The organism is Sphingomonas sp. Root710 (assembly GCF_001429065.1).
GTDB lineage: Bacteria > Pseudomonadota > Alphaproteobacteria > Sphingomonadales > Sphingomonadaceae > Rhizorhabdus.
Map to the genome: position 1 here is coordinate 757,470 of NZ_LMIB01000012.1, position 24,041 is coordinate 781,510.

The following is a 24,041-nucleotide window of genomic DNA, read 5'->3' on the forward strand; positions in this document are numbered from 1 at the left end:
CTGGCCGACTGGGGTGGCAGGCTGATTTGCCATCGCGCGGGGTAACCCACCCCCTACCCCTCCCTTGGCAGGGAGGGGAGTTTTAGAAAATCTCCACCGCATCCCCGGGCGCGAGTTGCGCCAGCAGCGCCAGCAGATCCGGCTTCTCGACCGCGACGCAGCCCGCGGTCGGGCGCCCCTCGCTGCAATGGAGGAAGATCGCACTGCCCATGCCGTCGACGGGCGGCGCGTCATTGTGGCCGAGGATGACGATCACGTCATAGGCTCCGTCATCGCGGACCAGCCGCTCGGCAGAGAAACCATGCGGGTGGCGCACCGGGCGGTTATAATCAGGATCGCCCGCGCCGTCCGACCAGCCGTCATCGTCGCGTATCCAGCGCCAGGGCAACCGAAACCCCGGCGGCGGCGCGGCCCTGCCGGGCCGGAACAATACGGTGCGGATCGGCCAGCAGCCGAGCGGGGTCATCCCGTCGCCCTCGCGCTTGTCGGCGGCGGGGCCCGCGCCCGAACGCCCGATCGCGCAGGGGATCGTCGTTCCATCGGGGCCGGTCAGGGTCAGCGCCGCGCTGTCGACGCGGACCGCGCGGTTCATAGCTGGTGGCCGGTACGGTCGCGCTTGGTGGCGAGATAGGCGCTGTTGTGCGGATTCTCGCCCATCTTGTGCGGGACCCTTTCGACCACCGCGATACCGGCACCTTCGAGCCCGGCGACCTTCTGCGGATTGTTGGTCATCAACCGGACGCTGAGCTGGCCGAGCAGCGCCAGCATCCGCGCCGCCACCCGGAAGTCGCGCTCGTCGACCCCGAAGCCCAGCCGGAGATTGGCGTCGACCGTGTCGAAGCCCTGATCCTGCAAGGCATAGGCGCGCAGCTTGTTGATCAGGCCGATGCCGCGCCCTTCCTGCCGCAGATAGAGGAGGATGCCCCAGTTGGCATGGGTCATAGCGTCGAGTGCCCCGGCGAGCTGGGGCCCGCAATCGCATTTGAGCGAGCCGAGCACGTCGCCGGTCAGGCATTCGCTGTGCAGCCGGACGAGCGGCGGGGTGCCGTCGGGGGTGCCGATGATCAGCGCGACATGCTCGGCGGCGTCGGCGACATGGCGAAAGGCGACGATCTCGGCCTTCTCGCTGACCGCAACAGGCAGGCGCGCCTGCGAGGCGATGACAAGGTGCGCGGGATCCTCATAATCGTCGAGCGCACCTGCCTCGACCTCGGTCTCGGCGGGACCGCCCGGCGTCACGAACAGTGCGGGGAGCAGGCCCGCCAGCCGCGCGAGGCGGAGCGCCGCCGCCGCCGCCTCGGGCATGGCGACCGGCTTGGCGCGAAACGGCCCCTTCAAAGGCGTCGCCATATCGCGAACCGGATCGGCGAGTGCGATCGCGGTCGGCAGGTCGAGCCACGGCACGCGCTCGATCAGCGCCGGGCTAGCCGGGCTCGCCGCTTCGCGCTGGTTGGCAAGGTTGAGTGTCGCGGCGCGCGCGGCCGAGAGCAGCACGTCGGCGGGCTGCGCGGCATCGAACTGCGCGAGCGTCACATCGTTCGCGGTTTCCACCGCGAGGAGCACCAGCCGCCCCGCACCGACGGTCACCGCAACCGGCCAGCCGCGCTTGAGCGCGTCGATGGCGCGCGCGGTGTCGCGGGCGCCGCTCACACGTCGAGCTCTGTGATCAGCGGGATATGGTCCGACGGCTTGATCCACGAGCGGCACGGCTCGCAGACATAATGGTTGGTCGCCTTCGGCGCGAGGCTTGGGCTTGCCCACATATGGTCGAGCCGCCGCCCGCGATCGGATTCGGCCCAGTCCTGTGCGCGGTAGCTCCACCAGGTGTAGAGCCGTTCGGGCGCGGGGATGAAGTGGCGGCCGAGATCGACCCAGTCATGGCTCGCCTGGAGCCGGTTGAGCGTCTCGACCTCGATCGGGGTGTGGCTAACCACGTTGAGCAGCTGCTTGTGGCTCCACACATCGCATTCGAGCGGGGCGATGTTGAAGTCGCCGACGAGCAGGGTGGGCTCCTTGAGCTCTTCGGACCAGCGGATCATCCGTCCGAGGAAGTCGAGCTTCTGGCCGAATTTCGGGTTGAGATCGCGATCGGGGATGTCACCACCGGCGGGGACATAGACATTCTCCAGCCTGATCCCGCAATCGAGCCGCACACCGACATGGCGCGCCTCGCCATTGTCCTGCCAGTCATGCTTGCCATGATCGTATAGCGGCAGTTTCGAGATGATTCCGACGCCGTGGTGCATCGGCTGGCCGTTGATCTCGAAATGCGTGTAACCGATGTCACGGAACATCTGGAACGGGAAGGTGTCGTCGCGGACCTTGGTCTCTTGCAGGCAGAGGATATCGACCTGCTGCTCCTCCAGGAACTGCTTGACGATATCGATGCGGGCGCGGACCGAATTGATGTTCCAGGACGCGATCTTGAGCTTTGCCATGAGGGGGCGATGTAGCGAGGCCGTTGGGCGATTGCCAGTGCTTCGACAGATATCCCCGTCCCTTGAAGGGAGGGGGGAAATGCGGCTACCCACCTCCCATGACCGAGCATCCCGAACAGCAATATCTCGATGCCATGGCGCGGGCCTGGTATGGCGGTGACGAGCGGGTCGACCGGACCGGCGTGGGCACCCGCGCGCTGTTCGGCGTGCAGATGCGCTTCGATCTCTCCGACGGTACGGTCCCGCTGATCACCACCAAGAAGATCTTCTGGAAGTCGGCGATCAAGGAACTGATCTGGTTCCTGTCGGGCGACACCAACATCCGCCCGCTGGTGATGCAGAAGGTCCATATCTGGACCGACTGGCCGCTCGACGAATATCGCAAGGCGACCGGCGAGGATATCGACCGCGACGATTTCGAACGCCGCATCATCGAGGACGCGGAATTCGCGAAGCAATGGGGCGATCTCGGTCCGGTCTATGGCAAGCAATGGGTCGACTGGCCGCGCTACACGCCGACCGGCAAGGACGGGCTCTACAAGCGCGAGGACAAGGGCATCAACCAGATCGCCGAGCTGGTCGAGATGATCCGCACCAATCCGGGGTCGCGGCGGCTGATCTTCACCGGCTGGAACGTGCCCGAACTGCCCGGCATGGCGCTGCCCCCCTGCCACATGACCTATCAATATCATGTCGCCAACGGGCGGCTGTCGGGCATCCTCTACCAGCGGTCGTGCGACCTTGGCCTCGGCTTTCCGTTCAACATTTTCGAAGCAGCGGTGCTGATCCGCATGCTGGCGCAGCAGACCGATCTGGAGCCCGGCGAGCTGGTCTGGATGGGCGCGGACACCCATGTCTATTCGAACCACGGCCATCTGGTGGAAGAACAGCTGTCGCGCACGCCGCGCAATTTTCCGAAGCTGAGCTTCGCGCGCAGGCCGTCGAGCATGTTTGCCTATGCGCTCGACGACTTCGTGATCGAGGGTTACGACCCGCACCCGCACATCAAGGCCGAGGTGGCGGTGTGACCAGGCCCGAAGTGGTGTTCGTCCTTGCCCGCGCGCGCAATGGCGTGATCGGGCGCGACGGCGACCTGCCCTGGCGGCTTCCGGCGGACCTGAAGCACTTCAAGGCGCTGACGCAGGGCGCGCCGATGCTGATGGGCCGCAAGACCTTCGAGAGCCTGCCCGGCCTGCTGCCCGGCCGCCGCCATATCGTGCTGACCCGTGATACGGGGTGGAGTGCGGAAGGGGCTGAGGTGGTCCACGACGCAGACGCCGCGATCGCCGCGGCGGAGGACGAACGGCTGTCGGTGGTCGGGGGCGCGGAGATCTATGCGCTGCTGCTGCCCCGCGCCGACCGGATCGAAATGACCGAGGTCGACGACGCACCCGAAGGCGACACGGTGGTGCCGCCCTTCGATCCCGCCGTCTGGCGCGAAGATGCGCGCGAGGAGCACGCGGCGGCGGATGAGCGACCCGGATTCGCTTTCGTGACGCTGCGGCGGCGTTGACCAAAAAAACCCACCCGTCATGCTGAACTCGTTTCAGCATCCACCCGGTGGCAGGAGCGGCGAAGAGGCTTCTGCGGCGACCCATCGCACATCTTCCTGCTTTGCTCGAATGGATGAGTGGATGCTGAAACAAGTTCAGCATGACGGGAAAGTGGGACCGCAATTGCGCCATCCTCCGCGACTTCCTATAGGCGCGGCATGGAGCGGCTGACGTGCGACCGCCCCGTTCCCGATCATCTGCGTGGGGGCGTGGTGGCACTGGGGAATTTCGACGGCTTCCATCGGGGCCATCAGGCGGTCGTCGGCGCGGCGGTCGCCCATGGCCGCGCGACCGGACGGCCGGTGCTCGTCGCCAGCTTCGATCCCCACCCCGTCCGCTATTTCCGGCCCGACGCCCCGCCCTTCCGGCTGACCTCGCTCGAACAGCGCGCCGAACTGTTCGCGGCGGCGGGGGCCGATGCGATGCTGGTGTTCGACTTCAACGAGACCCTCGCCAACGTCTCGGCGGAGGCGTTCGTGTCCGACTGGCTGGTCGGCCGGGCGGGTGCGGCGCATATCGTGACGGGCGAGGACTTCACCTTCGGCAAGGGCCGCACCGGCAATGTCGCGGTGCTGAAGGAGCTGGGCGCGGCGCTGGGGCTGACCGCGCAGGCGATCGGCCCGGTGAGCGACGATGGCGGCCCGATCTCGTCGAGCCGCATCCGCGCGGCGCTGATCGCGGGCGATCCGGTCGAAGCGGCGCGGCTGCTCACCCGGCCTTATCGCATCCAGGGCAAGGTCCAGCATGGCGACAAGCTGGGCCGGACGATCGGCTATCCCACCGCGAACATCGACATGGACCGCTATCTGCGACCGAAATACGGCATCTATGCGGTGCGCGGGCTGCTGCCCGATGGACGGGTGATCGACGGGGCGGCCAATATCGGCATCCGCCCGACCTTCGATCCGCCCAAGGAACTGCTCGAAACCCATTTCTTCGATTTCGCCGAGAGCCTGTACGACCAGTGCGTCGAGATCGAGCTGATCGCCTATATCCGCCCCGAGGCGAAGTTCGACAGCCTCGACGCGCTGACCGCGCAGATGGACAAGGATTGCGCCGAGGCGAAGCGCATACTTGCCGCATACAGCCCGGTCGCGTAGGGCCTCGTCAACTTTAAACCCGCTCATCCTGAGGAGCCATTGAGCGCAGTCGAAATGGCGTCTCGAAGGATCCTTCGAGACGGGTCTTCGCCAGGCTCAGCCCCTCCTCAGGATGAGCGGATGTGAGATTGATCAGATGACCGACGCACCCGATTTCCGCGACACCGTCTTCCTGCCGAAGACCGACTTTCCGATGAAGGCCGGTCTCGCCCAGAAGGAACCCGCGATTCTCGCGAAATGGGCGGAGACCGATCTCTACGGCCAGCTGCGCCAGGAGCGCGCGGGCAAGCCGCGCTTCATCCTGCATGACGGCCCGCCCTACGCCAATGGCGACATCCATATGGGCCATGCGATGAACAAGGTGCTGAAGGACATCATCGTCCGCAGCCAGTCGCTGACCGGCAAGGACGCGCCCTATGTGCCGGGCTGGGACTGTCACGGTCTTCCGATCGAATGGAAGGTCGAGGAAGCCTATCGCGCCAAGAAGCTGAACAAGGACGAGGTCGACCCCGTCCAGTTCCGCGCCGAATGCCGCGCCTATGCCGAGAAATGGGTGGGCGTGCAGCGCGAGCAGTTCAAGCGACTGGGCGTCCAGGGCGACTGGGACGATCCCTATCTGACGATGAACTATGCATCGGAGGCGGCGATCGTCGGCGAGCTGCTCAAGTTCGCCGAGAGCGGCCAGCTCTATCGCGGTGCGAAGCCGGTGATGTGGTCTCCGGTCGAGAAGACCGCGCTGGCCGAAGCCGAAGTCGAATATGAGGACATCACCTCGACCCAGATCGACGTGGCGTTCGAGATCGTCGAGAGCAAGGTGCCCGAGCTGGTCGGAGCAAAAGCCGTAATCTGGACAACGACGCCGTGGACGATCCCGGTCAACCAGGCTTTGGCTTACGGACCGGAGGTCGATTATGTCCGGGTCAATGTTCTGTGGGGTACGGGTGGAGAATATCCCCCGTTCGGCGATTTCTACGTCGTCGCAGAACCATTGCTGGATGCGTTCATCGCTCGACTGAAAGCCAATGGCAGCTCCGATGGCAAGCCGCTCGAGCAAGTTTCTTTCGACATCTGTGATCACTTCAAAGGTTCCGACCTCGCCGGCACGATCGCCCGTCACCCTATGCACAAGCTCGGTGGTTTCTTCGCCAAGCCGCGTCCGCTGCTCGCCGGGGACTTCGTCACCACCGACGCGGGTACCGGCCTCGTCCATATGGCACCCGACCATGGCGAGGACGACTTCTTCCTGTGCAAGGCGAACGGCATCGACCCGGTCTTCGCGGTCGAGGGCGACGGCAAGTATCGCGCCGACTGGGCGTGGCTGCCCGGCCAGGGATCGGTGATCAACCCCAAGTTCAATGGGCCCGAAGGCCCAATCCTGACCGACCTTACCGAAGCCGGGGCGTTGCTCGCGCATGGCAGCTTCCAGCACAGCTATCCCCATAGCTGGCGCTCCAAGGCCAAGGTGATCTTCCGTTGCACCCCGCAATGGTTCATCCCGATGGATAAGCCGATCGAGGACAATCTCGCCGCGCGCTGCGCCGAAGAGGAATCGATCCGCGCCGCGCAGGGCAATGGCGCGACGCTGCGCGGCATCGCGCTCGATGCGATCGCCAACACCCGCTGGGTGCCCGAAAAGGGCCAGAACCGCATCACCGCGATGGTCGAGGGCCGTCCCGATTGGGTGATCAGCCGCCAGCGCGCCTGGGGCGTGCCGATCGCGGTCTATGTCCACCGCAAGACCGGCGACTATCTGCGCGATCCGGCGGTCAACGCGCGCATCGTCGCGGCGTTCGAGGCGGGCGGCGCGGACGCATGGTTCACCGCCGACCATCAGGACTTCCTCGGCGCGGACCACAGCGCCGCCGATTATGAGCCGGTCAACGACATCCTCGACGTCTGGTTCGATTCGGGCTGCACCCATGCCTTCACCGTCGAGGCGCGCTATGGCGTCGGCACCCGCGCCGACCTCTATCTCGAAGGGTCGGACCAGCATCGCGGCTGGTTCCAGTCGTCGCTGCTCGAAAGCTGCGGCACGCGCGGTCGCGCGCCCTATGACGCGGTGCTGACCCACGGCTTCGCGCTCGACGGGCAGGGGCGCAAGATGTCCAAGAGCCAGGGCAATGTCGTCGATCCGCTCAAGATCATTAACGAGAGCGGCGCCGACATCCTCCGCCTCTGGGTCGCCTCGACCGACTATTTCGAGGATGTCCGCATCGGCAAGGAAATCCTGGCAGGTACGTCGGATGCCTATCGCAAGCTGCGCAACACCTTCCGCTATCTGCTCGGCGCGCTCGACGGCTTCAGCGATGCCGAAAAGCTCCCCGTCGCGGAGATGCCCGAGCTCGAACGCTATGTTCTCAACCTGCTCGCAACGCTCGATGCCGAGCTGACGGACGCGACAGCGGCATTCGAGTTCAACCGCTATGCCCGCGCGCTGACCGACTTCGCCAATAACGACCTGTCGGCCTTCTTCTTCGATATCCGCAAGGACTCGCTCTATTGCGACGCGCCGAGCGATCCAAAGCGCCGGGCCTACCGCACCGTGCTCGACACGCTGTTCCATGCGCTGGTCCGCTATGCGGCGCCGATCCTCTGCTTCACCGCCGAGGAAGTGTGGGGCACGCGCTTCCCCAACGCCGGGTCGGTCCATCTGCTGACCTGGCCCGAGGTCGATGCGGGATGGGCCAATGACGATCTGCGGATGCGCTGGGAATTGCTGCGCCGCTACCGCACCAAGCTGACCGGCGAGATCGAGCCGCTGCGCCGCGAGAAGGTGATCGGTTCCAGCCTCGAAGTCGACGTCACCGCGCTGAGCTATTCGCCGGCCGAGGCCGCATTGCTGCGCGCCGCCGACATGGCCGAGATCGGCATCGTCGCGAAGGTGACGGTGGCCGATGGCGATCCCGCGGTGGCCGAACTCGCGAACGGCAGCGATCCGATCGCCTTCGAGGTCGCCAAGACCGAATATGAAAAATGCGGCCGTTGCTGGCGCCACCTGCCCGAAGTGAAGAGCGACGGCGCGCTGTGCGATCGTTGCGAGACGGTGGTGCATGGCTGACGTGAAGCTTGCCGTTTACGCTGATCATCCGTCGTCATTCCCGCGAAAGCGGGAATCCATGGACGGCGGCACTTTCAGTTTCTTGCGGGCCGTGTCCGTGGATTCCCGCTTTCGCGGGAATGACGGGTTATGAATATGATCCGCGCCAATCATCGCCCGCTGGGCTATGGGCTCGCCGCCCTGATCCTCATCCTCGACCAGCTCAGCAAATGGGCGATCATGGGGCCGATCGCCTTGCGCGAGCGCGGGCTGATCACCATCACCAGCTTTTTCGACCTGCGCTGGGTGGAAAATTATGGCGTGTCGATGGGCTTCCTGATCGCCGGGTCGGACCGCGAACGCTGGATGCTGGTCGCGATGACGGCGGCGATCGCCACCGGCGTCAGCATCTGGATCTGGCGGGAAAAGGCGCGTTTCGACGTCGTGGCGCTAGGCCTGGTGCTCGGCGGTGCGATCGGCAACATCACCGATCGGACGCGGTTGGGGTATGTTGCCGACTTCCTCGATCTGCATATCGGGGACTGGCATCCTTTTTTGGTCTTCAATGTCGCGGACGCCGCGATTACCATTGGTGTATTGCTTCTGGTCGCACGCGCCCTCCTGGTGCGTGAGCCCAAGGCTCCTGCGGAGAATATCGATGCGGTCTAAGTTGCTTCTCGGTTCGGCGCTGGTCGCCATGGCCCTGCTCGCCGGTTGCAGCAGCCGAGGCGACAGGCCGGGCGTGATGGCGGGCCGTTCGAGCCTCGACGCCTTCGCGGTATCGAAGCGCGCGCCGCTCACCATTCCGCCCGATTTCGTCCTGGTCCCGCCGAAGCCCGGCGCGCCCCGTCCGCAGGAGGCCGATTCGGGCCAGCAGGCGCTGTCGGCGATGTTCGGCAACACTCAGCCGGCGAAGAGCCAGACCGAAAAGGACATCATCGGCCTGACCAAGACGGTGCCCGAGCCCGGCATCCGCTCCTCGGTCGCCGAAGTCCGTCAGGTGACCGTCGACAAGGGTCCGACCACCCGCACCATCCTCGCCGCTGCTGCGACGAACAGCGCGGACGCCAGCGTCACGCTCGGCAACTGAGGGCCAGGACTCCTTCTTTTCTCGTCATCCCAGCGAAAGCTGGGATCTCCCTTCCTTCTTGCTGCGGTGAGAAAAAAGAGATTCCAGCTTTCGCTGGAATGACGATGCGTGGTGGTCATGTTTGACCTGATCCGCCGCCGCCTGCTCACTGCGCTGCCGACGCTTGCGGCGGTGGTGATCCTCTCCTTCCTGTTGATGCGCATCGCGCCCGGCGGGCCGTTCGATGGCGAGCGCCCGCTCGATCCGCAGACCCGCGCCGCGCTGATGTCCGCCTATGGGCTCGACCAGCCGCTGCCCGAACAGATCGCCCGCTATGTCGGGCGGCTGGCGCGGGGCGATTTCGGGCCATCGCTGGTCTATCGCGACTTCACCGTTACCGACCTGATCGCGCGCGGCCTGCCGGTTTCGCTGACGCTCGGCGCGCTGGCGCTGATGCTCGCGCTACTCCTCGGCCTCGCCACTGGGCTGACCGCCGCTGCGCGCGCGAACGGGCGGACCGATCATATGCTGATGCTCGGCGCGACGCTGCTGACCGCGCTGCCCAGCTTCGTGGTCGGTCCGCTGCTCGCGCTGGTCTTCGGGCTGTGGGCCGGCTGGCTGCCCGTCTCGGGCTGGGGCGACGGCGACGCGGCGCATATCCTGCTGCCGGTGATCGCGCTCGCCCTGCCCGCCGCCGGCGCGATCGCCAAGCTGGCGCGCGCGGGTCTCGCCGAAGTGCTGGGCCAGGACCATATCCGCATGGCGCGGGCGCGCGGCCTCAGCAGCCCCCGTATCCTGATCGTCCATGCGCTGCGCCCCGCGCTGGTGCCGATAGCCTCCTATCTCGGCCCCGCAGCGGCGGGCATGCTGACCGGCGCGGTGGTGATCGAGACGGTGTTCGCGCTGCCCGGGCTGGGCCGCTATTTCGTGCAGGGGGCGCTCAACCGCGACTATCCGCTCGTCCTCGGCGTGGTCACGCTCTACGCGGGGCTGATCATTCTGTTCAACCTGCTCGCCGACCTAGCCTATGGCTGGCTCGACCCTAGGGCGCGACGGTGAGTCTTCGGAAACCAACAAAAACCGCTCATCCTGAGGAAGGGCTGAGCGGATGGGAGGTGGGGCGGTCATGAGAACATCCCTGATCCTGATCGGCTTGATCATCGTCGCGGCGCTGCTCGGCCCGCTGGCGATCGAGTGGCGCTATGACGCGATCGACTGGAGCATGGTGCGCGGGCCGCCCTTCACTGGCGATCATCTGATGGGCACCGACAGCGTCGGCCGCGACCTGCTCGCGCGCACGCTGGTCGGCACGCGGGTGACGCTGGGCGTCGCCGCCGCCGCCGCGCTCGTCTCGCTGGTCGTCGGGATTGCCTGGGGCGCGATCGCGGGCTGGCGGGGCGGGCGGGTCGACGAGGCGATGATGCGGATCGTCGATGCGCTCTATGCGCTGCCCTTCATGTTCGTCGTCATCCTGCTGATGGTGGTTTTCGGCCGCTCGATCCTGCTCGTCTTCCTGGGCATCGGCGCGGTCGAATGGCTGACGATGGCGCGGGTGGTGCGCGGCCAGATGATCGCGCTGCGCGAACGTCCCTTCGTCACCGCCGCCGAGGCGGCAGGCACCCGCCCGGCGATGATCGTGATCCGCCACATGCTGCCCAACCTCGCCGGGGTGGCGATCGCCTATCTGCTGCTCACCATCCCACAGGTGGTGATGATCGAGAGCTTCCTGTCCTTCCTCGGCCTGGGCGTACAGGAGCCGATGACCTCGCTCGGCATCCTGCTCAAGGACGGTGCCGACGACATGGATATCGCGCCCCACGCGCTGCTGCTGCCGGGGCTGGTGCTGGTTACGATCCTGCTCTGCCTGACCCGCGCGGGCGAGAAGCTGCGCGACCGGTTCACGCTGTGACGCTGATCGCCGCCGAGGGCCTGCGCATTGCGATCGGCGGTCGGACGATCGTCCACGACATCGGCTTTTCGATCGACGCGGGCCGCTCGCTGGCGCTGGTCGGCGCATCGGGATCGGGCAAGAGCCAGACCTGCTTCGCGCCCTTCGGCCTGTCTCCCGCCACGGTCACAGGCAGCTTCCGCTTCGATGGCGCGGAGCTGGTCGGCGCGGGTGAGGACCGGCTGCGTGCGATCCGGGGCCGCGATGTCGGCTTCGTCTTCCAGCAGCCGCTGACCGCGCTGACCCCGCATCTGACGATCGGCGCGCAGCTGCGCGAAGCCTGGACCCAGGCGGGCGCGCCGCGCCCGTCCCGCGACGAGATGGCTGCGGCGCTCGAGCGGGTCGGGCTCGACCGCACACGGGAACGGCTCGACCAATATCCGCACCGGCTGTCGGGCGGTCAGCGGCAACGTACGCTGATCGCCATGGCGATCGCCCATCGCCCCAGACTGCTGGTCGCCGACGAGCCGACTACTGCGCTCGACGCGATGCTGCGGACTGAGATCATGCAGTTGCTGGGACGGCTGTGCCGCGAGCGGGGCATGGCGATGCTGCTGGTCAGCCACGACCTCGCCTCGGTCGCCGACCACGCCGACGACGTCGCGGTGCTCCACGACGGCCATATCGTCGAGACCGGCCCCGCGCCGATGCTGCTGCGCAACCCGCGCAGCGATTATGCCCGCGCCCTGATCGCGGCCAGCCCGCGGCTCGATGGTCCTGCGCCACCGCTCGGCCCGGTCGGCGCGCCGTTGATCGAGGCGCGCGGCGTATCGGTCAGCTTCGCGCGGCCCGGCTGGCGGCGCGGGCAGCTGCAGGCGGTGGCCGACGCCGACCTGTCCGTCGCCGAAGGCGAGGCGGTGGCGATCGTCGGCGGGTCGGGATCGGGCAAGTCGACGCTGGCGCGCGCGATCGCGCGGCTCGGCCCCATCGATTGCGGCACGGTCGACTGGCGCGGCGCGCCGCTGCCGCCGCGCAAGGCGATGCGCCCGCGCCACCGGGCGGGGATGCAGCCGGTGTTCCAAGACCCGGTCGCCAGCCTCGATCCGCTGTGGAAGGTCGCCGACATCGTCGCCGAGCCGCTCCGCCAGCTCCGCCCCGATCTCGACGCGGCAACGATCGCCGCGCGCGTCGATGACGTGCTGGCGGAAGTCGGCCTCGATCCCGCGTTGGCCGCGCGCAGGCCCGCCGGCCTTTCGGGCGGTCAGGCGCAGCGCGTCGCCATCGCCCGCGCGCTTGGCCCTGATCCGGCATTGCTGCTGCTCGACGAGGCGACATCGGCGCTCGACGTGCTGGTGGCGGGGACGATCCTCGACCTGCTCGCCGAGCTTCAGAACCAGCGCGGCCTTGCGATATTGATGATCACCCACGACCTCGCCGTCGCGCGGCGGCTGTGCCACCGGATCGTCGTGATGGACGGGGGGCATATCGTCGAGGAAGGTTCGACCGACCGGCTGATCATGTCACCCAATCATGCGGTAACGCGGCGATTGGTCGAGGCGAGCCGCTGACCCAACGAAAAGGGGCCGCGGATTGCTCCGCAGCCCCTCTCGAACATCGTTGAAGCGATGCTTAGAAGGCGTAGGTCGCCGACAGGACGACACCGGCCTTCGCCATGTCCTTGCCCGAAGCCGGGTTGACGATGTAGCCCTTCGGGAAGTCGGTATCGACATAGGAAACGCCGAAGGTCGCCGCGCCCCAGGTGTAGGTCGCGCCCAGGTTCCAATCGAGATACTTCTTGCCGCCGGTGAGGAAGCTCTGATCCTTCGAGTAGCCGAGGTGCGCCGAAACCGCGAAGGGCGTTTCCGGAACCGCGAACGACGCGTCGGTGTAGAGATAAAGGTTGTCGAGCTTCGGGCCGGTCAGGGTCAAAGCCTTCTGCTTCGGTGCATAGGCGAAACCAGCCTTCAGCGTGGCCGGGCCGACCGGAGCCTTGACCGAGCCATAGAGCTCGAAGAAGTCGGTGTTCACGCCCTTCGCTGCCGAAGGATAGACATAATAGAGAACGCCGCCGTCGAGGGTCAGGCCGCTCAGCGTGGTCGAGTAACCGGCGATCAGGTCGAGCTCGGCATCGGCGCCGGCGGCGACATAATCGTCGATCGAGCTGGCCCAGAAGCTGCCATAGAAGCCCGAGCTGTGGGTCAGCGTGGCGCTCGCCTGGGCGGCGATGCGCTTGCCCGACTGCGAGATGCCGCGGAAGCGATAGTCGCTCACGAGAGCGGCGCTGCCGGTCAGCGTGAATTCCTTGGTTTCTTCCTGCGCGAGGGCAGGCGCGGCCGAAGCGACCAACGCGAGGGCCGAAAGACCGATCATGGATGCGCGCATAGGTGTAATCCCCTTATTAGAAAACTCGATCCGTTCCCCTGTATCGCCCGCGCCAGACTTCTTTATCCCCCCGTAAATTGGGACGAGCCGGCTGCTGTGCGAACGCCGCGTTTGTGCAGTAGCGCCTTGCATCGCACAATGACATTTGTGACAAATCGTCCTTTCTTGGCCGGACCTGTTGCTAAGCGGCAACAGTCGAAAGAACTAGGCTACGGCCATTTTTCGTGGCTTCGCCTGCCTTGGGCCATTGACCGAATATTAAGCATTTCGGGGCATGATTTGCTGATTATTTAGGCTGGGCGAAAGTAGCTTCGCATGTTTGATCGCCGTATCTCGACCGCCGACGCCACCGCGCTGCCGCCCGGCGACCATCTTGCCACCGTCCGGGACCTGCTTTCCTCGCTCGAGGACTTCGCGGCTGCAGGACGATCCCACGCCGCATCGCAACAAGACATTTTGGCCCCGGCTCCGCAGTTGATCGCCGCGCGCTACGCAGCCGCGAACTCGATAACCCGCCGTCGCTTCGACGCCCTGCTCAGCGAAGCGGAGACGGTCGCGCGCATGGGCTTTGGGCTGATCGCGAGCCGGCAGGGGCGCGGCGATCCAGGCACGATCGCCGCCGCCCGTTTTTTAGGCAAAAGCATCGCCGCGACGCTCCAGCGGCTCGAAAATCTGCTGGCGCCACGCGCAATCTGACTTGGCGAGGGTCAATGCGGGATGACGGCCGCGCCGGAAAAATTTCGCCGGTCAGCCCCGTTCATCTCCGCTTCAGCCTCGGACGGCCTCGAATCGCGCAAGTCCGGCAGTCAGGTCGGCGATCAGGTCGCCGGGATCCTCTATGCCGATATGAAGACGCACCACCGGCCCCTCCGCCGTCCACGCCGTAGCAGAGCGCAGACCTGCCGGATCGACCGGCAGCGCCAGGCTTTCGAAGCCGCCCCAGGAAAAACCTATCCCGAAAAGCGCTAGCCCGTCGATCAGCGCCGCGCGCGCCGCATCGTGGCCGCCGTTCAACACGAAACTGAATAGCCCCGAAGCCCCTGAGAAATCGCGCCGCCAGAGATCATGTCCCGGACAGGCTTCCAGCGCCGGATGCAGCACCCGCGCGATCTGTGGTTGGTCCGCGAGCCAGCGGGCGACCGCGAGCCCGCCTTCCTCATGCTGGCGCAGGCGCACGCCCAGCGTCCGCAACCCGCGCAGCGCGAGATAGGCATCGTCGGCGCTGATACACTGGCCGAGCGAGAGGCTGGCCTTGCGGAGCCTGGCGAAATGGCCGGGCGCGGCGGTGGCCGACCCCATCATCACATCCGAATGGCCGACGATATATTTGGTGCAGGCGAGGATCGAGATATCGACACCATGTGCGATTGCCGGGAACAGCAGCGGCGTGGCCCAGGTATTGTCGAGCACCGTCGTGATGCCGCGTGCCCGGGCGATCGCCGTGATTGCGGGTATGTCCTGAACGTCGAAGGTCAGGCTGCCCGGACTTTCAAGGAAGATCGCCCTGGTCCGCTCCCCGATCAGGGCCTCGATCCCCGCACCGATCATCGGATCATAATAGCGGGTGACCACGCCCATCCGCTTGAGCAGCCCGTTGCAGATCGCCCGGGTCGGCTCATAGGCGCTGTCGACCATCAGAAGTTCGTCGCCCGGCGACAGCAGCGACAGCAGCACCGCGCTGATCGCCGCCACGCCCGACGGATAGAGCATGGTGCCCTCGGCACCCGGCTCCAGTTCGGTCAGCGCATCGGCGAGGGCCCATTGGGTGGGCGTGCCGCGCCGGCCATAATAGAGCCCGGCATCGGGCTTGCGGACCGCCGCGCGCAGTTCCGCGACGCTGTCGAACAATATCGTCGAAGCGCGCCACACCGGGGGATTGACGATCCCCCGGGCGGCCTTTTCATGGCGTCCGGCCGTTACCAGCCGGGTGCCTGCTTTCAGGCGGTTGCTGTCGTCTTGGTCCACGCCGGACCGATCGCCTTTTCGGTGTCGGGACGCAAGCCCCACTCGCTCCACGAACCGTCATAGAGCGCGATATCCTCGCGCCCAAGCAGCGCCGCGCCGAACAGCAGCACCGAGGCGGTGACCCCCGAGCCGCAGGTCGTGACCAACGGCTTGGCCGGATCGACGCCCGCGGCATCGAAGGCGGCGCGGATCTCGTCCTTGCTTTTGAAGGTGCCGTCGGCGTTGAGCAACGCGTCGAAGGGCAGATTCTTCGAATTGGGGATATGGCCGGCGGCCAGGCCGCGCGGATCGGCCTCGTCGCCGGTGAAGCGCGCCGCGCCGCGCGCGTCGACCACCTCTTCGGCGCCGCTCGCGACATTGGCCTTCATCTGATCGAGGTCGCGCACCGCCGCCGGATCGCGCCAGACGGTGAAGTGGCGATGGCGCAGCGCCACCTTGCCTTGTTCGAGCGGGCGGCCTTCTTCGACCCATTTGTGCAGGCCGCCATCGAGGATCGCGACCTGGTTCGCCCCGAACATGCGGAACATGTACCAGGCACGGGCCGCCGTGCGGTGCGGGCTGTTGTCATAGATTACGATGCGGCTGCCGTCGCCGAGACCCAGCGACTGCATGCGGCTGGCGAACTTCTCCGCCGGCGGCAGCATGCCGGGCAACGGATTATTGTCGTCCTTGAGGTTGGCGAGATCGAGATAGACCGCGCCCGGGATGTGCCCTGCTTCATATTCGGCCTGCGCGTCGCGCGCGGGATCGAGCGCGAAATAGGTCGCGTCGACGACGCGGAGATCATTGGCCCCGAGTTCGTTCGCGAGCCATTCGGTCGAAACCAGCAATTCCATCATTACCTCCTGTAACGGGCACACTCCACCATCGCGCCGATGCGATAGCGAATCAATTACCTGGGGAGGTGAGGTTTAATTACCAACATAAACCTCACATTGCAAGTATGTTACCAAAATAATAGCAGAGATGTAATTTTAGTACCCAGTGGCAAGGCGGCGGCGCCTCGGCTAAGAGGCGGCATGAGCATGATCCATCTCGGCCAGACCAGCAGCCTGCCCGCCTCTCCCGAACAGGCGGTGCTCGACTATGTTCCCAACCCGCGCGATGGCGCGCTGTATCTTGTGCGGTTCGCAGCACCCGAGTTCACCTCGCTCTGCCCCGTGACCGGCCAGCCCGACTTCGCCCATCTGGTGATCGATTATGCGCCTGCGGCGACGATCGTCGAGTCCAAATCGCTCAAGCTGTTCCTGGGATCGTTTCGTAACCATGCCGCCTTCCACGAGGATTGCACCGTCGGCATCGGCCAGCGCCTGTTCGACGAGATGAAACCCCGCTGGCTCCGCATCGGCGGCTATTGGTATCCGCGCGGCGGCATACCTATCGACGTGTTCTGGCAATCGGGCGCGCCGCCCGAGGGGCTGTGGGTGCCCGACCAGGGCGTCGCGGGCTATCGCGGCCGCGGGTGAGCGAACCGCACGGCATAGGTTTCGGCGAAGCGCTGCGCGTCTGGACGCGGATCGCGCTGCTCAGCTTCGGCGGCCCCGCCGGACAGATCGCGGTGATGCACCGCATCCTCGTCGACGAAAAGAAGTGGATCGGCGAGGAGCGTTTCCTCCACGCGCTCAACTTCTGCATGATGCTGCCGGGCCCCGAAGCGCAGCAGCTCGCCACCTATATCGGCTGGCTGCTCCACCGGATCAAAGGCGGGCTGGCGGCGGGGATATTGTTCGTCCTGCCGGGCATGATCGCGATCATGGCGCTGTCCTGGCTCTATATCCTGGCGGCAGACGCGCCCCCGGTCGCGGCGATGCTGTTCGGGATCAAGGCGGCGGTGGTCGCGATCGTCTTCCAGGCGGTGTTCCGCATCGGCAGGCGCGCGCTGGGCAACAGCCCGCGCCGCGCCGTCGCCGCCGCAGCCTTCCTCGCGCTGTTCCTGTTCCAGCTGCCCTTTCCGCTTGTCGTTCTGACGGCCGGCCTCGGCGGCTGGCTGGCGGAGCGGGCAGGCGTCACCGCCTTCGCGGGGGGCGGCCATGGCGCGCACCACGCCGATGCGCTGCGCGATGCCGATAGCGCACTGGGCGCCGAGATGCCCGATCATGCGCGGCAGGGGCCTGGCAATCTCGCCGCCACCGCACTCATTCTGCTCGCGCTGTGGCTGGCGCCGGTCGCGCTGCTGATCGCCTTCGCGCCCGCGGATAGCGCCTTCGCGCCGATCGCGACCTTCTTCTCGAAGATGGCGATGCTCACCTTCGGCGGAGCCTATGCGGTGCTCGCCTGGGTCGGACAGGCCGCGGTCGAGCAATATCACTGGATGACCCCGGGCGAGATGCTCGACGGCCTCGGCCTCGCCGAAAGCACGCCGGGCCCGCTGATCATCGTCACCCAATATGTCGGCTTCCTCGCCGCCTATCGCCATCCGGGAGGGCTCGATCCGCTGCTAGCAGGGACGCTCGGCGGGCTGCTCACCACCTGGGTCACCTTCGTGCCCTGCTTTCTGTGGATCTTCCTAGGTGCGCCGTTCATCGAGCGGCTGCGCCACAATGCCGCGCTCGCCTCGGCGCTGGCCACGATCAGCGCGGCGGTGGTCGGCGTGATCCTTAACCTCGCCTGCTGGTTCGCACTCCATTACTGGTTCGCGCAGGTTCAGGACCGGCGCTGGGGCCCGTTCCATCTGCCGCTGCCGGACCCGGCATCGATCGACTGGCCCGCCGCGATCCTGTCCGCCGCCGCGCTGATCGCGATGATCCGCTTTGGCCGTGGCGTACTGACGACGCTGGCGGGATGCGCACTGGCGGGGCTGGCCGTGCGGTAGGCCCTTCAGTTCCCCCGAATGAAGGCGCGCAGGTCAGCGCTAAGCTTGTGCAGATCCTCGGGTCGCACATACATCATGTGGCCAGCGTCATAATAATGGAAGCGAATGCGGGCGGGATCGAAGCCGGGGCGACTCAGTGAATATTCGGCGCCGAAGAAGGGCGTGGCGAAATCATACCATCCTTGGCCAACGAACACCCGCAGGCCGCTATTCTCGCGTAGCGCCTTGCCGAGATAGGGCGCGACATTCACATAGACCTCGCCGTCGCGGCCGCGCTGATCGGCGAGTTTCCAGTCCCAGTCGCCAACGCCGCCGATCGTGACATAGCTGCGGTCATCCATCTTCAGCTTCAGATCGTCGCGCAGATAGCTGTTGATCGCCGCGCTATAGGCGCCATCGATCGCGTAGAAGCTGGGATCATTGTCGGGCTCTTCGCCCGCCTGATCATAGTCGACCCCGGTATAGCGGGTGTCGAGCCGGCCGATGCTCAGCCCCCGGTCGCGCAGAAGTTCCTTGTAGAAACGGCCTGGCAGGACGCGGAGGTTGGCTTTGTCGAGAAAGGCTTCGGACAAGCCGGTCAGCCGGGCGAGCGCCGTGCGGACCGACGCGCGCTCCTCCGCCCCCAGCTGATTGCCCTTGAGCAGCGCCGCCGCATAGGGCCCGATCGCGAAGGCGCGGGCCTCGGCGGCGATCTCGGCGGCGCTGGCGGGCGGGTTGGGGATCTTCTTGTGATACCAGGCGGTCGTCGCCATCGAGGGCAGGTTGAGGATATAGGGCATCTCATTGCCCTGCACCTCTGCCGGCGCGCCGAAATCGAGAATCGTCGAGATCAGGATGATGCCGTTGAGCGCGACGTCGTTATAGCTGCCTTCCAATTCTTTCAGCACTGCCACCGAGCGGGTCGTGCCATAGCTTTCGCCGCCGAGATATTTAGGCGCGTTCCAGCGGCCGTTGCGGTTGAGCCAGAGCCGGATGAACTCCGCGATCGACTTCGCATCGGCCGAGACGCCCCAATAGTCCTTCGCCTCCTTCTTGCCGAGCGCGCGGGCGAAGCCGGTGCCGACCGGATCGATGAAGACGATGTCGGTGACGTCGAGCAGGCTGTCGGGATTGTCGACCAGCGGATAAGGCGGCGCACCGTCGTCCAGCGCATTGGGGATCGCCACCCGCTTCGGGCCGAAGGCGCCCATATGCAGCCACAGCGAGCCCGAGCCAGGCCCGCCGTTGAACAGGAAGGTGACGGGCCGGCTCTTCGGATCACCACCGTCCTTCACATAGGACGTCGCAAAGATCGCCGCGACGGGCTTGCCGTCCTTGTCGGTAAGATAGGTTTCGCCGGTTGTGGCGGTGTAGCCGATGGCCTGCCCACCGAAATTGCCCTTGTGCTTCGTGACGGACATGATCGGGGCCGGAATGGCGATATCATCCGGTTTCTTTTCATCGGCGGCGAAGGCGGAAACGGGAACGGAAAGAGCGGCCAACGCGATGGCGGCTGGGATGGTCGAAAAGCGCATGTGGTGATCCCTTTGATTAGGACCAGGCTAGCGCAGGTGCTGACAGGAGTGAAAGCCCCCCCACCTTCGCTCGGATGACGGACTGAGGCTAGATCAGCTTTATCTCGCGCAGCCGCTGCAACAGGAAGTCATTCGCCGTGATCGGCTCGGGAAACTGGTTCGGCCTATCCGCGCTGATCGTCTGCGGCAGCGTCTCGATCAGATAGTCGGGGCGGAAGTGCAGGAAGAAGGGCATCGAATAACGCGCGAAGCCGCGCCGTTCGGGGGGCGGGTTCATAACCCGGTGGCTGGTCGACGGCAGGCGCTTGTTGGTCAGCCGCTGGAGCATGTCGCCGATGTTCACGACCAGCTCGCCCGGCGCGATGTTCACTGCCAGCCAGCGCCCATCCTTGTCGAGCAGCTGCAGCCCGCCCTCCTCCGCCCCGAGCAGCAGGGTGATCGCGTTGATATCTTCGTGCGCACCCGCGCGGATGCCGGGGGCGTCGGGACCGATCGGCGGATAATGGAGCAACCGCAGGATCGAATTGCCGTCCTGCACCGTGTCGTCGAAAAAGTGCGGATCGAGGCCGAGATAGCGCGCGATCGCCGACAGGATGCGCAAGCCCGCCCGGTCGAACGCCGCGAACAGCGCGAGATAAGTCTCGCGGAAATCGGCTATCTCGGCGGGCCAGATATTGGCAGGCATCTGCCCGGCATAGCGATGGCCGGCGGGCAGTTCGCGGCCGATATGCCAGAACTCCTTGAGGTCGGCTTCGCTGGCATCCTTGGCGGTCTCGACACTGAAGGGGGTGTAGCCGCGCTGGCCGGCCCCGCCTTCGACGAAATAGGCGCGCTTGGCCTCTTCGGGCAGCGCGAAGAAGGCCTTCGCGGTCGTCTCTGCGCGGGCGATCAGGCCAGCCGGAATGCCGTGATCGGCAACGACGGCGAAGCCGAAGCGCTCGAACGAGCGGCCGATGGCCTGCGCGAAGCCATCGGGATCGGTGTCGGACGTCGCCAGCGAAACGCTGGGGACGGTGGTGAGCTCGGCGCTGTCGGTCATGGCCGCGAATATAGGTGGCCGGTTATTTCAACGAAAGCCGTGATCTCATTGTCTTCGCGCAACAAAGGGGAAGAGAGATTGCGGCTTTTGCCTGAATGATGGTGAATGGGGCGAGTCATCCACAGTTTTCTCGCCGAAGTGCTTGAATCTGCCCTCCCCCATCCGCCAAGACGGCGACGTGACCGCACGAATCGACATCGGCACCAGCGGCCCCGGGCAATCGGTTTTCTTCGACGTCGAGGAGCTTCTCGCCACCCGTCTGCTCGTCCAGGGCAATTCGGGCTCGGGCAAGTCGCATCTGCTGCGCCGCCTGCTCGAGGGGTCGGCGGGTGTTGTGCAGCAGGTCGTCATCGATCCCGAGGGCGACTTCGTGACGCTGGGCGACCGCTTCGGCCATGTCGCGATCCAGGCCGCCGACCATAGCGAGGCCGAGATCGCCCGCCTCGCCGCGCGCATCCGCGAGCATCGCGTCTCGGTCGTCCTTGCGCTCGACGAGCTGGAGATAGAGGCGCAGATGCGCTGCGCGGCGACCTTCCTGTCGGCGATGTTCGATGCCCCGCGCGACCATTGGTATCCGGCGCTGGTCGTCGTCGACGAAGCGCAGCTTTTCGCTCCCGCCGCCGCAGGCGAAGTGTCCGACGAGGCCAGACGCACCTCGCTCGGCGCGATGACCAACCTGATGTGCCGCGGGCGCAAGCGCGGACTGGCCGGGGTGATCGCGACCCAGCGGCTCGCCAAGCTCGCCAAGAATGTCGCCGCCGAAGCCTCCAACTTCATGATGGGGCGCACCTTCCTCGACATCGACATGGCGCGCGCCGCCGACCTGCTGGGCATGGACCGCCGCCAGGCCGAACAGATTCGCGATCTTCCGCGCGGCCATTTCCTGGCACTCGGCCCCGCCGTGTCGCGCCGGCCCATCGCGGTGACCGTAGGCTCGGTCGAGACATCGGCGAGGAGCGGCAGTCCCAAGCTGGTGCCGCTGCCGTCCGCCAGCGCGCCCGAAGACCTCCAGGGCCTGCTGTTTGCCCCGGGCGACGACACGCCACCCCCGCCGCCGCCCGTGCGCGCACCCGCGCCGACCAGTGACGACCTGCTCCGCACGATCAGCCGGGGCGGGCCCGAACTCACCCCAACCGCAGCCCCCAGCGCCCACCCCGCCATGCCCGACGAAGAGCGCGAGGGGGTAATCGACGCGGTGCTGCGCGAGATCGTCGAGGATCCCGACGCGACCTATCGCGCGCCAGCGGTGCTGTTCCAGGATTTCGGCGTCCGCTGCCGCATGCACCGGCTGGCAGGCCACGGCCTCGACCTCACCGCCTTCCGCCGCCGCCTCGCCATGGCCCGCGCGGGACTGTACGGTGAGCTCGACGACGGCTGGCTCGACGCGATGGCGCTCGGCGCGTCGCTGCCCGAGGACATGCTCGCCCCCTTCCTGCTCGTCGCCCGCGCCGCGCGCGAGGGCATGGAGGCCCCTGCCGACGCGATGCTCGCGCAAGTCTACGGCACGCACTCACAGGGCCGCGTCCGCCGGCTGATCGCCTATATGGAGGAGCAGGGCATCTTCGTCCTGCGCACCGACCTGTCGGGCAAAAGATCGATCACGATCCCGCGGCTGGGATGGACGACGGCGGCAGCGCTCCCCGAAGCGGCGGAATAGCTCAACTCGGAAAGAATAACGGCGCGTCGCCGGACGCCCACGGATCAAGCCGGACCATTGCCCGTTCGAACAGCGGCCAGGCAAGATGATCGGCGAGCCAGGCGTGCAGGCCCGGCAGCGGCTGCGCGGCAAACCAGCCGGGGTCGGTCGCGGCGAATTGGCGGATGAAGGGGAAGATCGCGGCGTCGGTCAGGCTGCGCGCCGCGCCGCCCAGATAGGGCGCCACCATCAGCCGGGCTTCGAGGCCTTCGAGCAGCGCCAGCGCGGCGGCGCGATGCTCGGCGGGGTCGCTGTTGTAGCGCTGGGGATATTTGTAGCGGTCGAGGTGGTGCTTGAACGGGCCGTCATTGGTGGCGATCAGCACGTCGTCGGCGCGGGTCAGCCAGCCGCCGGGGTCGTTGCGGCCGAGCGCCCAGCGCATGATGTCGAGGCTCTGGTCGATAACCGCACCATTGGGCAGCAAGAGCACCGGCACGGTTGCCTTGGGCGACGCGGCGATCAGTTCGGCGGGCTTGGCTGACAGCTTGACCTCACGAATCTCGCAGACCGTGCCGCTGGCGAGCAGCGCCAGCCGCGCCCGCATCGCATAGGGGCAGCGGCGGAAGCTGTAGAGGATCGGCCGGCTATCGCCCATCATCGCGCGGCAGCGTCGCGCCGACATGCGCCACGCCGCGCTGCGCCGCGAGCAATTCCTGACGATGGCGCTCGGCATAGCCCGCGCGCTGTTCGTCGCTGCGTTCGGCATGGCAGGCGGGGCAACTCTCGCCTTCGACATAGAGCGGCGAGGCGCGGTCGGCTGGGCTGACCGGCCGGCGGCAGCCGCGGCACAGGCCGTGCGTGCCGGGGGCCAGACCATGGCCGACCGCGACCCGCTCGTCGAAGACGAAGCATTCGCCTTCCCAGCGGCTTTCCTCCGCCGGTACGGTCTCAAGATATTTCAGGATACCGCCCTTGAGATGATAGACCTCGCCGACCCCCTCGGCCTTGAGGAAGGCGGTCGACTTTTCGCAGCGTATCCCGCCCGTGCAGAACATCGCGACCTTCGGCGGCGCTGCGCCCTGCCCAAGCAATTCGTCGCGATGCTCGCGGAACCAAGCTGGGAAATCGCGGAAGCTCTTCGTCTTCGGGTCGATCGCGCCGGCGAAGCTGCCCACCGCGACCTCATAGTCATTGCGCGTGTCGATCAGGATCGTGCCCGGCTCGGCGATCAGCGCGTTCCACTCGGTGGGTTCGACATAATGGCCGACGCCGGAGAGCGGGTCGATGTCGGGCTGCCCCATCGTCACGATCTCGCGCTTGATGCGGACCTTCATGCGGTGGAAGGGCATCGCGGCGGCGCGCGACAGCTTGATCTCGGCATCGGCGCAGCCCGGCAGCGCGCGGACATGGGACAGCACCCGCTCGATCGCATCGTCGCTCCCAGCGATCGTGCCGTTGATCCCCTCGGGCGCGATCAGCAGCGTGCCCTTGACGCCCAGCCCACAGCACAGTTTCGCCAATGGCGCGCGCACCGCCTCGCAATCGGCGAAGCGGATGAACTGGTAGAGCGCAGCGACGCAGATCGGGAGCGGGTCCGTCATGCGCGCC

23 protein-coding genes are annotated in these 24,041 nt (G+C 66.5%); 13 read left to right on the plus strand and 10 right to left on the minus strand.

Going from position 1 to position 24,041, the window contains the following annotated elements:
- Positions 1-82: 82 nt before the first annotated feature.
- The 3 genes from ASE00_RS13495 to ASE00_RS13505 are packed head-to-tail and all read right to left on the minus strand — an operon-like array spanning position 83 to position 2,438.
- The gene (locus tag ASE00_RS13495; RefSeq protein ID WP_056381040.1) at positions 83-592 is read right to left on the minus strand and encodes a L,D-transpeptidase family protein; all 510 of its coding nucleotides are present in this window, start codon (positions 590-592) and stop codon (positions 83-85) included.
- Positions 589-1,650: a GTP cyclohydrolase II gene (gene ribA, locus ASE00_RS13500; RefSeq protein WP_056381042.1), complete on the minus strand. Its 1,062-nt coding sequence runs from the start codon at positions 1,648-1,650 to the stop codon at positions 589-591. The genes ASE00_RS13495 and ribA overlap by 4 nt, the downstream gene beginning before the upstream one ends.
- Positions 1,647-2,438: an exodeoxyribonuclease III gene (locus ASE00_RS13505; protein WP_056381043.1), complete on the minus strand. Its 792-nt coding sequence runs from the start codon at positions 2,436-2,438 to the stop codon at positions 1,647-1,649. Before ASE00_RS13505 ends, ribA begins: the two co-directional genes overlap by 4 nt.
- Before the next feature lie 98 nt (positions 2,439-2,536).
- Here ASE00_RS13505 and thyA point away from each other — a divergent pair, with 98 nt between their 5' ends.
- The 9 genes from thyA to nikE all read left to right on the plus strand — a co-directional run bounded on the left by thyA (position 2,537) and on the right by nikE (position 12,653).
- The gene (gene thyA / locus ASE00_RS13510; RefSeq protein ID WP_056381044.1) at positions 2,537-3,466 is read left to right on the plus strand and encodes a thymidylate synthase; all 930 of its coding nucleotides are present in this window, start codon (positions 2,537-2,539) and stop codon (positions 3,464-3,466) included.
- Positions 3,463-3,951 carry a dihydrofolate reductase gene (locus ASE00_RS13515; protein WP_056381047.1) on the plus strand — a complete coding sequence of 163 codons (489 nt, stop codon included), beginning with the start codon at positions 3,463-3,465 and terminating at the stop codon, positions 3,949-3,951. The genes thyA and ASE00_RS13515 overlap by 4 nt, the downstream gene beginning before the upstream one ends.
- Positions 3,952-4,149: 198 nt before the next feature.
- A complete protein-coding gene (locus tag ASE00_RS13520) occupies positions 4,150-5,091 on the plus strand; it encodes a bifunctional riboflavin kinase/FAD synthetase (protein WP_056381048.1) in 942 nt (313 codons plus the stop codon).
- Positions 5,092-5,227: 136 nt separating this feature from the next.
- On the plus strand, positions 5,228-8,149 hold the full coding sequence (ileS, locus tag ASE00_RS13525; RefSeq protein WP_056381050.1) for an isoleucine--tRNA ligase: 2,922 nt from the start codon (positions 5,228-5,230) through the stop codon (positions 8,147-8,149).
- Between the two features lie 135 nt (positions 8,150-8,284).
- Positions 8,285-8,797, plus strand: coding sequence for a signal peptidase II (gene lspA, locus ASE00_RS13530; protein ID WP_414819857.1), 513 nt, complete (start codon positions 8,285-8,287; stop codon positions 8,795-8,797).
- Complete coding sequence (locus ASE00_RS13535) at positions 8,787-9,218, plus strand: DUF3035 domain-containing protein (protein WP_056381055.1); 432 nt, start codon at positions 8,787-8,789, stop codon at positions 9,216-9,218. Before lspA ends, ASE00_RS13535 begins: the two co-directional genes overlap by 11 nt.
- Before the next feature lie 117 nt (positions 9,219-9,335).
- Positions 9,336-10,256 carry an ABC transporter permease gene (locus tag ASE00_RS13540; protein ID WP_056381057.1) on the plus strand — a complete coding sequence of 307 codons (921 nt, stop codon included), beginning with the start codon at positions 9,336-9,338 and terminating at the stop codon, positions 10,254-10,256.
- Positions 10,257-10,323: 67 nt separating this feature from the next.
- Positions 10,324-11,106, plus strand: a complete 783-nt coding sequence (locus ASE00_RS13545; RefSeq protein WP_056381058.1) for an ABC transporter permease — start codon at positions 10,324-10,326, stop codon at positions 11,104-11,106.
- Entirely contained in the window at positions 11,103-12,653 is a 1,551-nt protein-coding gene (nikE, locus tag ASE00_RS13550) for a nickel ABC transporter ATP-binding protein NikE (RefSeq protein ID WP_056381060.1), read from the plus strand. The genes ASE00_RS13545 and nikE overlap by 4 nt, the downstream gene beginning before the upstream one ends.
- A 61-nt stretch (positions 12,654-12,714) precedes the next feature.
- On the opposite strand, the gene ASE00_RS13555 is transcribed toward nikE, so the two are convergent.
- Positions 12,715-13,467 (minus strand): TorF family putative porin, encoded by a 753-nt coding sequence (locus ASE00_RS13555; RefSeq protein WP_056381062.1) that lies wholly within the window; start codon positions 13,465-13,467, stop codon positions 12,715-12,717.
- A gap of 315 nt (positions 13,468-13,782) precedes the next feature.
- Between ASE00_RS13555 and ASE00_RS13560 the strand changes: the two genes are divergently transcribed.
- Positions 13,783-14,163, plus strand: coding sequence for a hypothetical protein (locus ASE00_RS13560; protein WP_056381064.1), 381 nt, complete (start codon positions 13,783-13,785; stop codon positions 14,161-14,163).
- A 72-nt stretch (positions 14,164-14,235) separates the two neighbouring features.
- Here ASE00_RS13560 and metC read toward each other — a convergent pair whose 3' ends face one another.
- A complete protein-coding gene (gene metC / locus ASE00_RS13565) occupies positions 14,236-15,432 on the minus strand; it encodes a cystathionine beta-lyase (RefSeq protein ID WP_082594674.1) in 1,197 nt (398 codons plus the stop codon).
- On the minus strand, positions 15,405-16,268 hold the full coding sequence (gene sseA / locus ASE00_RS13570; RefSeq protein WP_056381679.1) for a 3-mercaptopyruvate sulfurtransferase: 864 nt from the start codon (positions 16,266-16,268) through the stop codon (positions 15,405-15,407). Before sseA ends, metC begins: the two co-directional genes overlap by 28 nt.
- A 183-nt stretch (positions 16,269-16,451) precedes the next feature.
- Between sseA and queF the strand changes: the two genes are divergently transcribed.
- Together queF and chrA are read left to right on the plus strand one after the other, a co-directional pair.
- Positions 16,452-16,898 carry a preQ(1) synthase gene (queF, locus tag ASE00_RS13575; RefSeq protein WP_056381066.1) on the plus strand — a complete coding sequence of 149 codons (447 nt, stop codon included), beginning with the start codon at positions 16,452-16,454 and terminating at the stop codon, positions 16,896-16,898.
- Positions 16,895-18,244, plus strand: coding sequence for a chromate efflux transporter (gene chrA / locus ASE00_RS13580; protein WP_056381068.1), 1,350 nt, complete (start codon positions 16,895-16,897; stop codon positions 18,242-18,244). The genes queF and chrA overlap by 4 nt, the downstream gene beginning before the upstream one ends.
- Before the next feature lie 5 nt (positions 18,245-18,249).
- Here the strand turns inward: chrA and ASE00_RS13585 are convergent, their stop codons facing one another.
- Together ASE00_RS13585 and ASE00_RS13590 are read right to left on the minus strand one after the other, a co-directional pair.
- Positions 18,250-19,758, minus strand: a complete 1,509-nt coding sequence (locus tag ASE00_RS13585) for a S10 family peptidase (protein ID WP_056381070.1) — start codon at positions 19,756-19,758, stop codon at positions 18,250-18,252.
- Positions 19,759-19,846: 88 nt separating this feature from the next.
- Positions 19,847-20,797 carry an isopenicillin N synthase family dioxygenase gene (locus tag ASE00_RS13590; RefSeq protein WP_056381073.1) on the minus strand — a complete coding sequence of 317 codons (951 nt, stop codon included), beginning with the start codon at positions 20,795-20,797 and terminating at the stop codon, positions 19,847-19,849.
- Positions 20,798-20,975: 178 nt separating this feature from the next.
- On the opposite strand from ASE00_RS13590, the gene ASE00_RS13595 reads away from it, so the two are divergent.
- Entirely contained in the window at positions 20,976-22,454 is a 1,479-nt protein-coding gene (locus ASE00_RS13595) for an ATP-binding protein (protein ID WP_056381681.1), read from the plus strand.
- 1 nt (position 22,455) lies between these two features.
- Here the strand turns inward: ASE00_RS13595 and ASE00_RS13600 are convergent, their stop codons facing one another.
- Complete coding sequence (locus ASE00_RS13600; protein WP_082594675.1) at positions 22,456-23,115, minus strand: glutathione S-transferase; 660 nt, start codon at positions 23,113-23,115, stop codon at positions 22,456-22,458.
- Positions 23,078-24,034, minus strand: a complete 957-nt coding sequence (locus ASE00_RS13605; RefSeq protein ID WP_056381075.1) for a rhodanese-related sulfurtransferase — start codon at positions 24,032-24,034, stop codon at positions 23,078-23,080. The genes ASE00_RS13600 and ASE00_RS13605 overlap by 38 nt, the downstream gene beginning before the upstream one ends.
- Between the last annotated feature and the right edge of the window lie 7 nt (positions 24,035-24,041).

Excerpts from the sequence above, each read along its gene's own strand:
- ASE00_RS13495 (WP_056381040.1), bottom strand. The coding sequence starts at position 592 with ATGAACCGCGCGGTCCGCGTCGACAGCGCGGCGCTGACCCTGACCGGC.
- ASE00_RS13505 (WP_056381043.1), bottom strand. The coding sequence starts at position 2,438 with ATGGCAAAGCTCAAGATCGCGTCCTGGAACATCAATTCGGTCCGCGCC.
- thyA (WP_056381044.1), top strand. The coding sequence starts at position 2,537 with ATGACCGAGCATCCCGAACAGCAATATCTCGATGCCATGGCGCGGGCC.
- ASE00_RS13520 (WP_056381048.1), top strand. The coding sequence starts at position 4,150 with ATGGAGCGGCTGACGTGCGACCGCCCCGTTCCCGATCATCTGCGTGGG.
- ileS (WP_056381050.1), top strand. The coding sequence starts at position 5,228 with ATGACCGACGCACCCGATTTCCGCGACACCGTCTTCCTGCCGAAGACC.
- lspA (WP_414819857.1), top strand. The coding sequence starts at position 8,285 with ATGATCCGCGCCAATCATCGCCCGCTGGGCTATGGGCTCGCCGCCCTG.
- ASE00_RS13535 (WP_056381055.1), top strand. The coding sequence starts at position 8,787 with ATGCGGTCTAAGTTGCTTCTCGGTTCGGCGCTGGTCGCCATGGCCCTG.
- ASE00_RS13540 (WP_056381057.1), top strand. The coding sequence starts at position 9,336 with ATGTTTGACCTGATCCGCCGCCGCCTGCTCACTGCGCTGCCGACGCTT.
- ASE00_RS13545 (WP_056381058.1), top strand. The coding sequence starts at position 10,324 with ATGAGAACATCCCTGATCCTGATCGGCTTGATCATCGTCGCGGCGCTG.
- ASE00_RS13555 (WP_056381062.1), bottom strand. The coding sequence starts at position 13,467 with ATGCGCGCATCCATGATCGGTCTTTCGGCCCTCGCGTTGGTCGCTTCG.
- ASE00_RS13560 (WP_056381064.1), top strand. The coding sequence starts at position 13,783 with ATGTTTGATCGCCGTATCTCGACCGCCGACGCCACCGCGCTGCCGCCC.
- sseA (WP_056381679.1), bottom strand. The coding sequence starts at position 16,268 with ATGGAATTGCTGGTTTCGACCGAATGGCTCGCGAACGAACTCGGGGCC.
- queF (WP_056381066.1), top strand. The coding sequence starts at position 16,452 with ATGAGCATGATCCATCTCGGCCAGACCAGCAGCCTGCCCGCCTCTCCC.
- ASE00_RS13585 (WP_056381070.1), bottom strand. The coding sequence starts at position 19,758 with ATGCGCTTTTCGACCATCCCAGCCGCCATCGCGTTGGCCGCTCTTTCC.
- ASE00_RS13590 (WP_056381073.1), bottom strand. The coding sequence starts at position 20,797 with ATGACCGACAGCGCCGAGCTCACCACCGTCCCCAGCGTTTCGCTGGCG.
- ASE00_RS13600 (WP_082594675.1), bottom strand. The coding sequence starts at position 23,115 with ATGTCGGCGCGACGCTGCCGCGCGATGATGGGCGATAGCCGGCCGATC.
- ASE00_RS13605 (WP_056381075.1), bottom strand. The coding sequence starts at position 24,034 with ATGACGGACCCGCTCCCGATCTGCGTCGCTGCGCTCTACCAGTTCATC.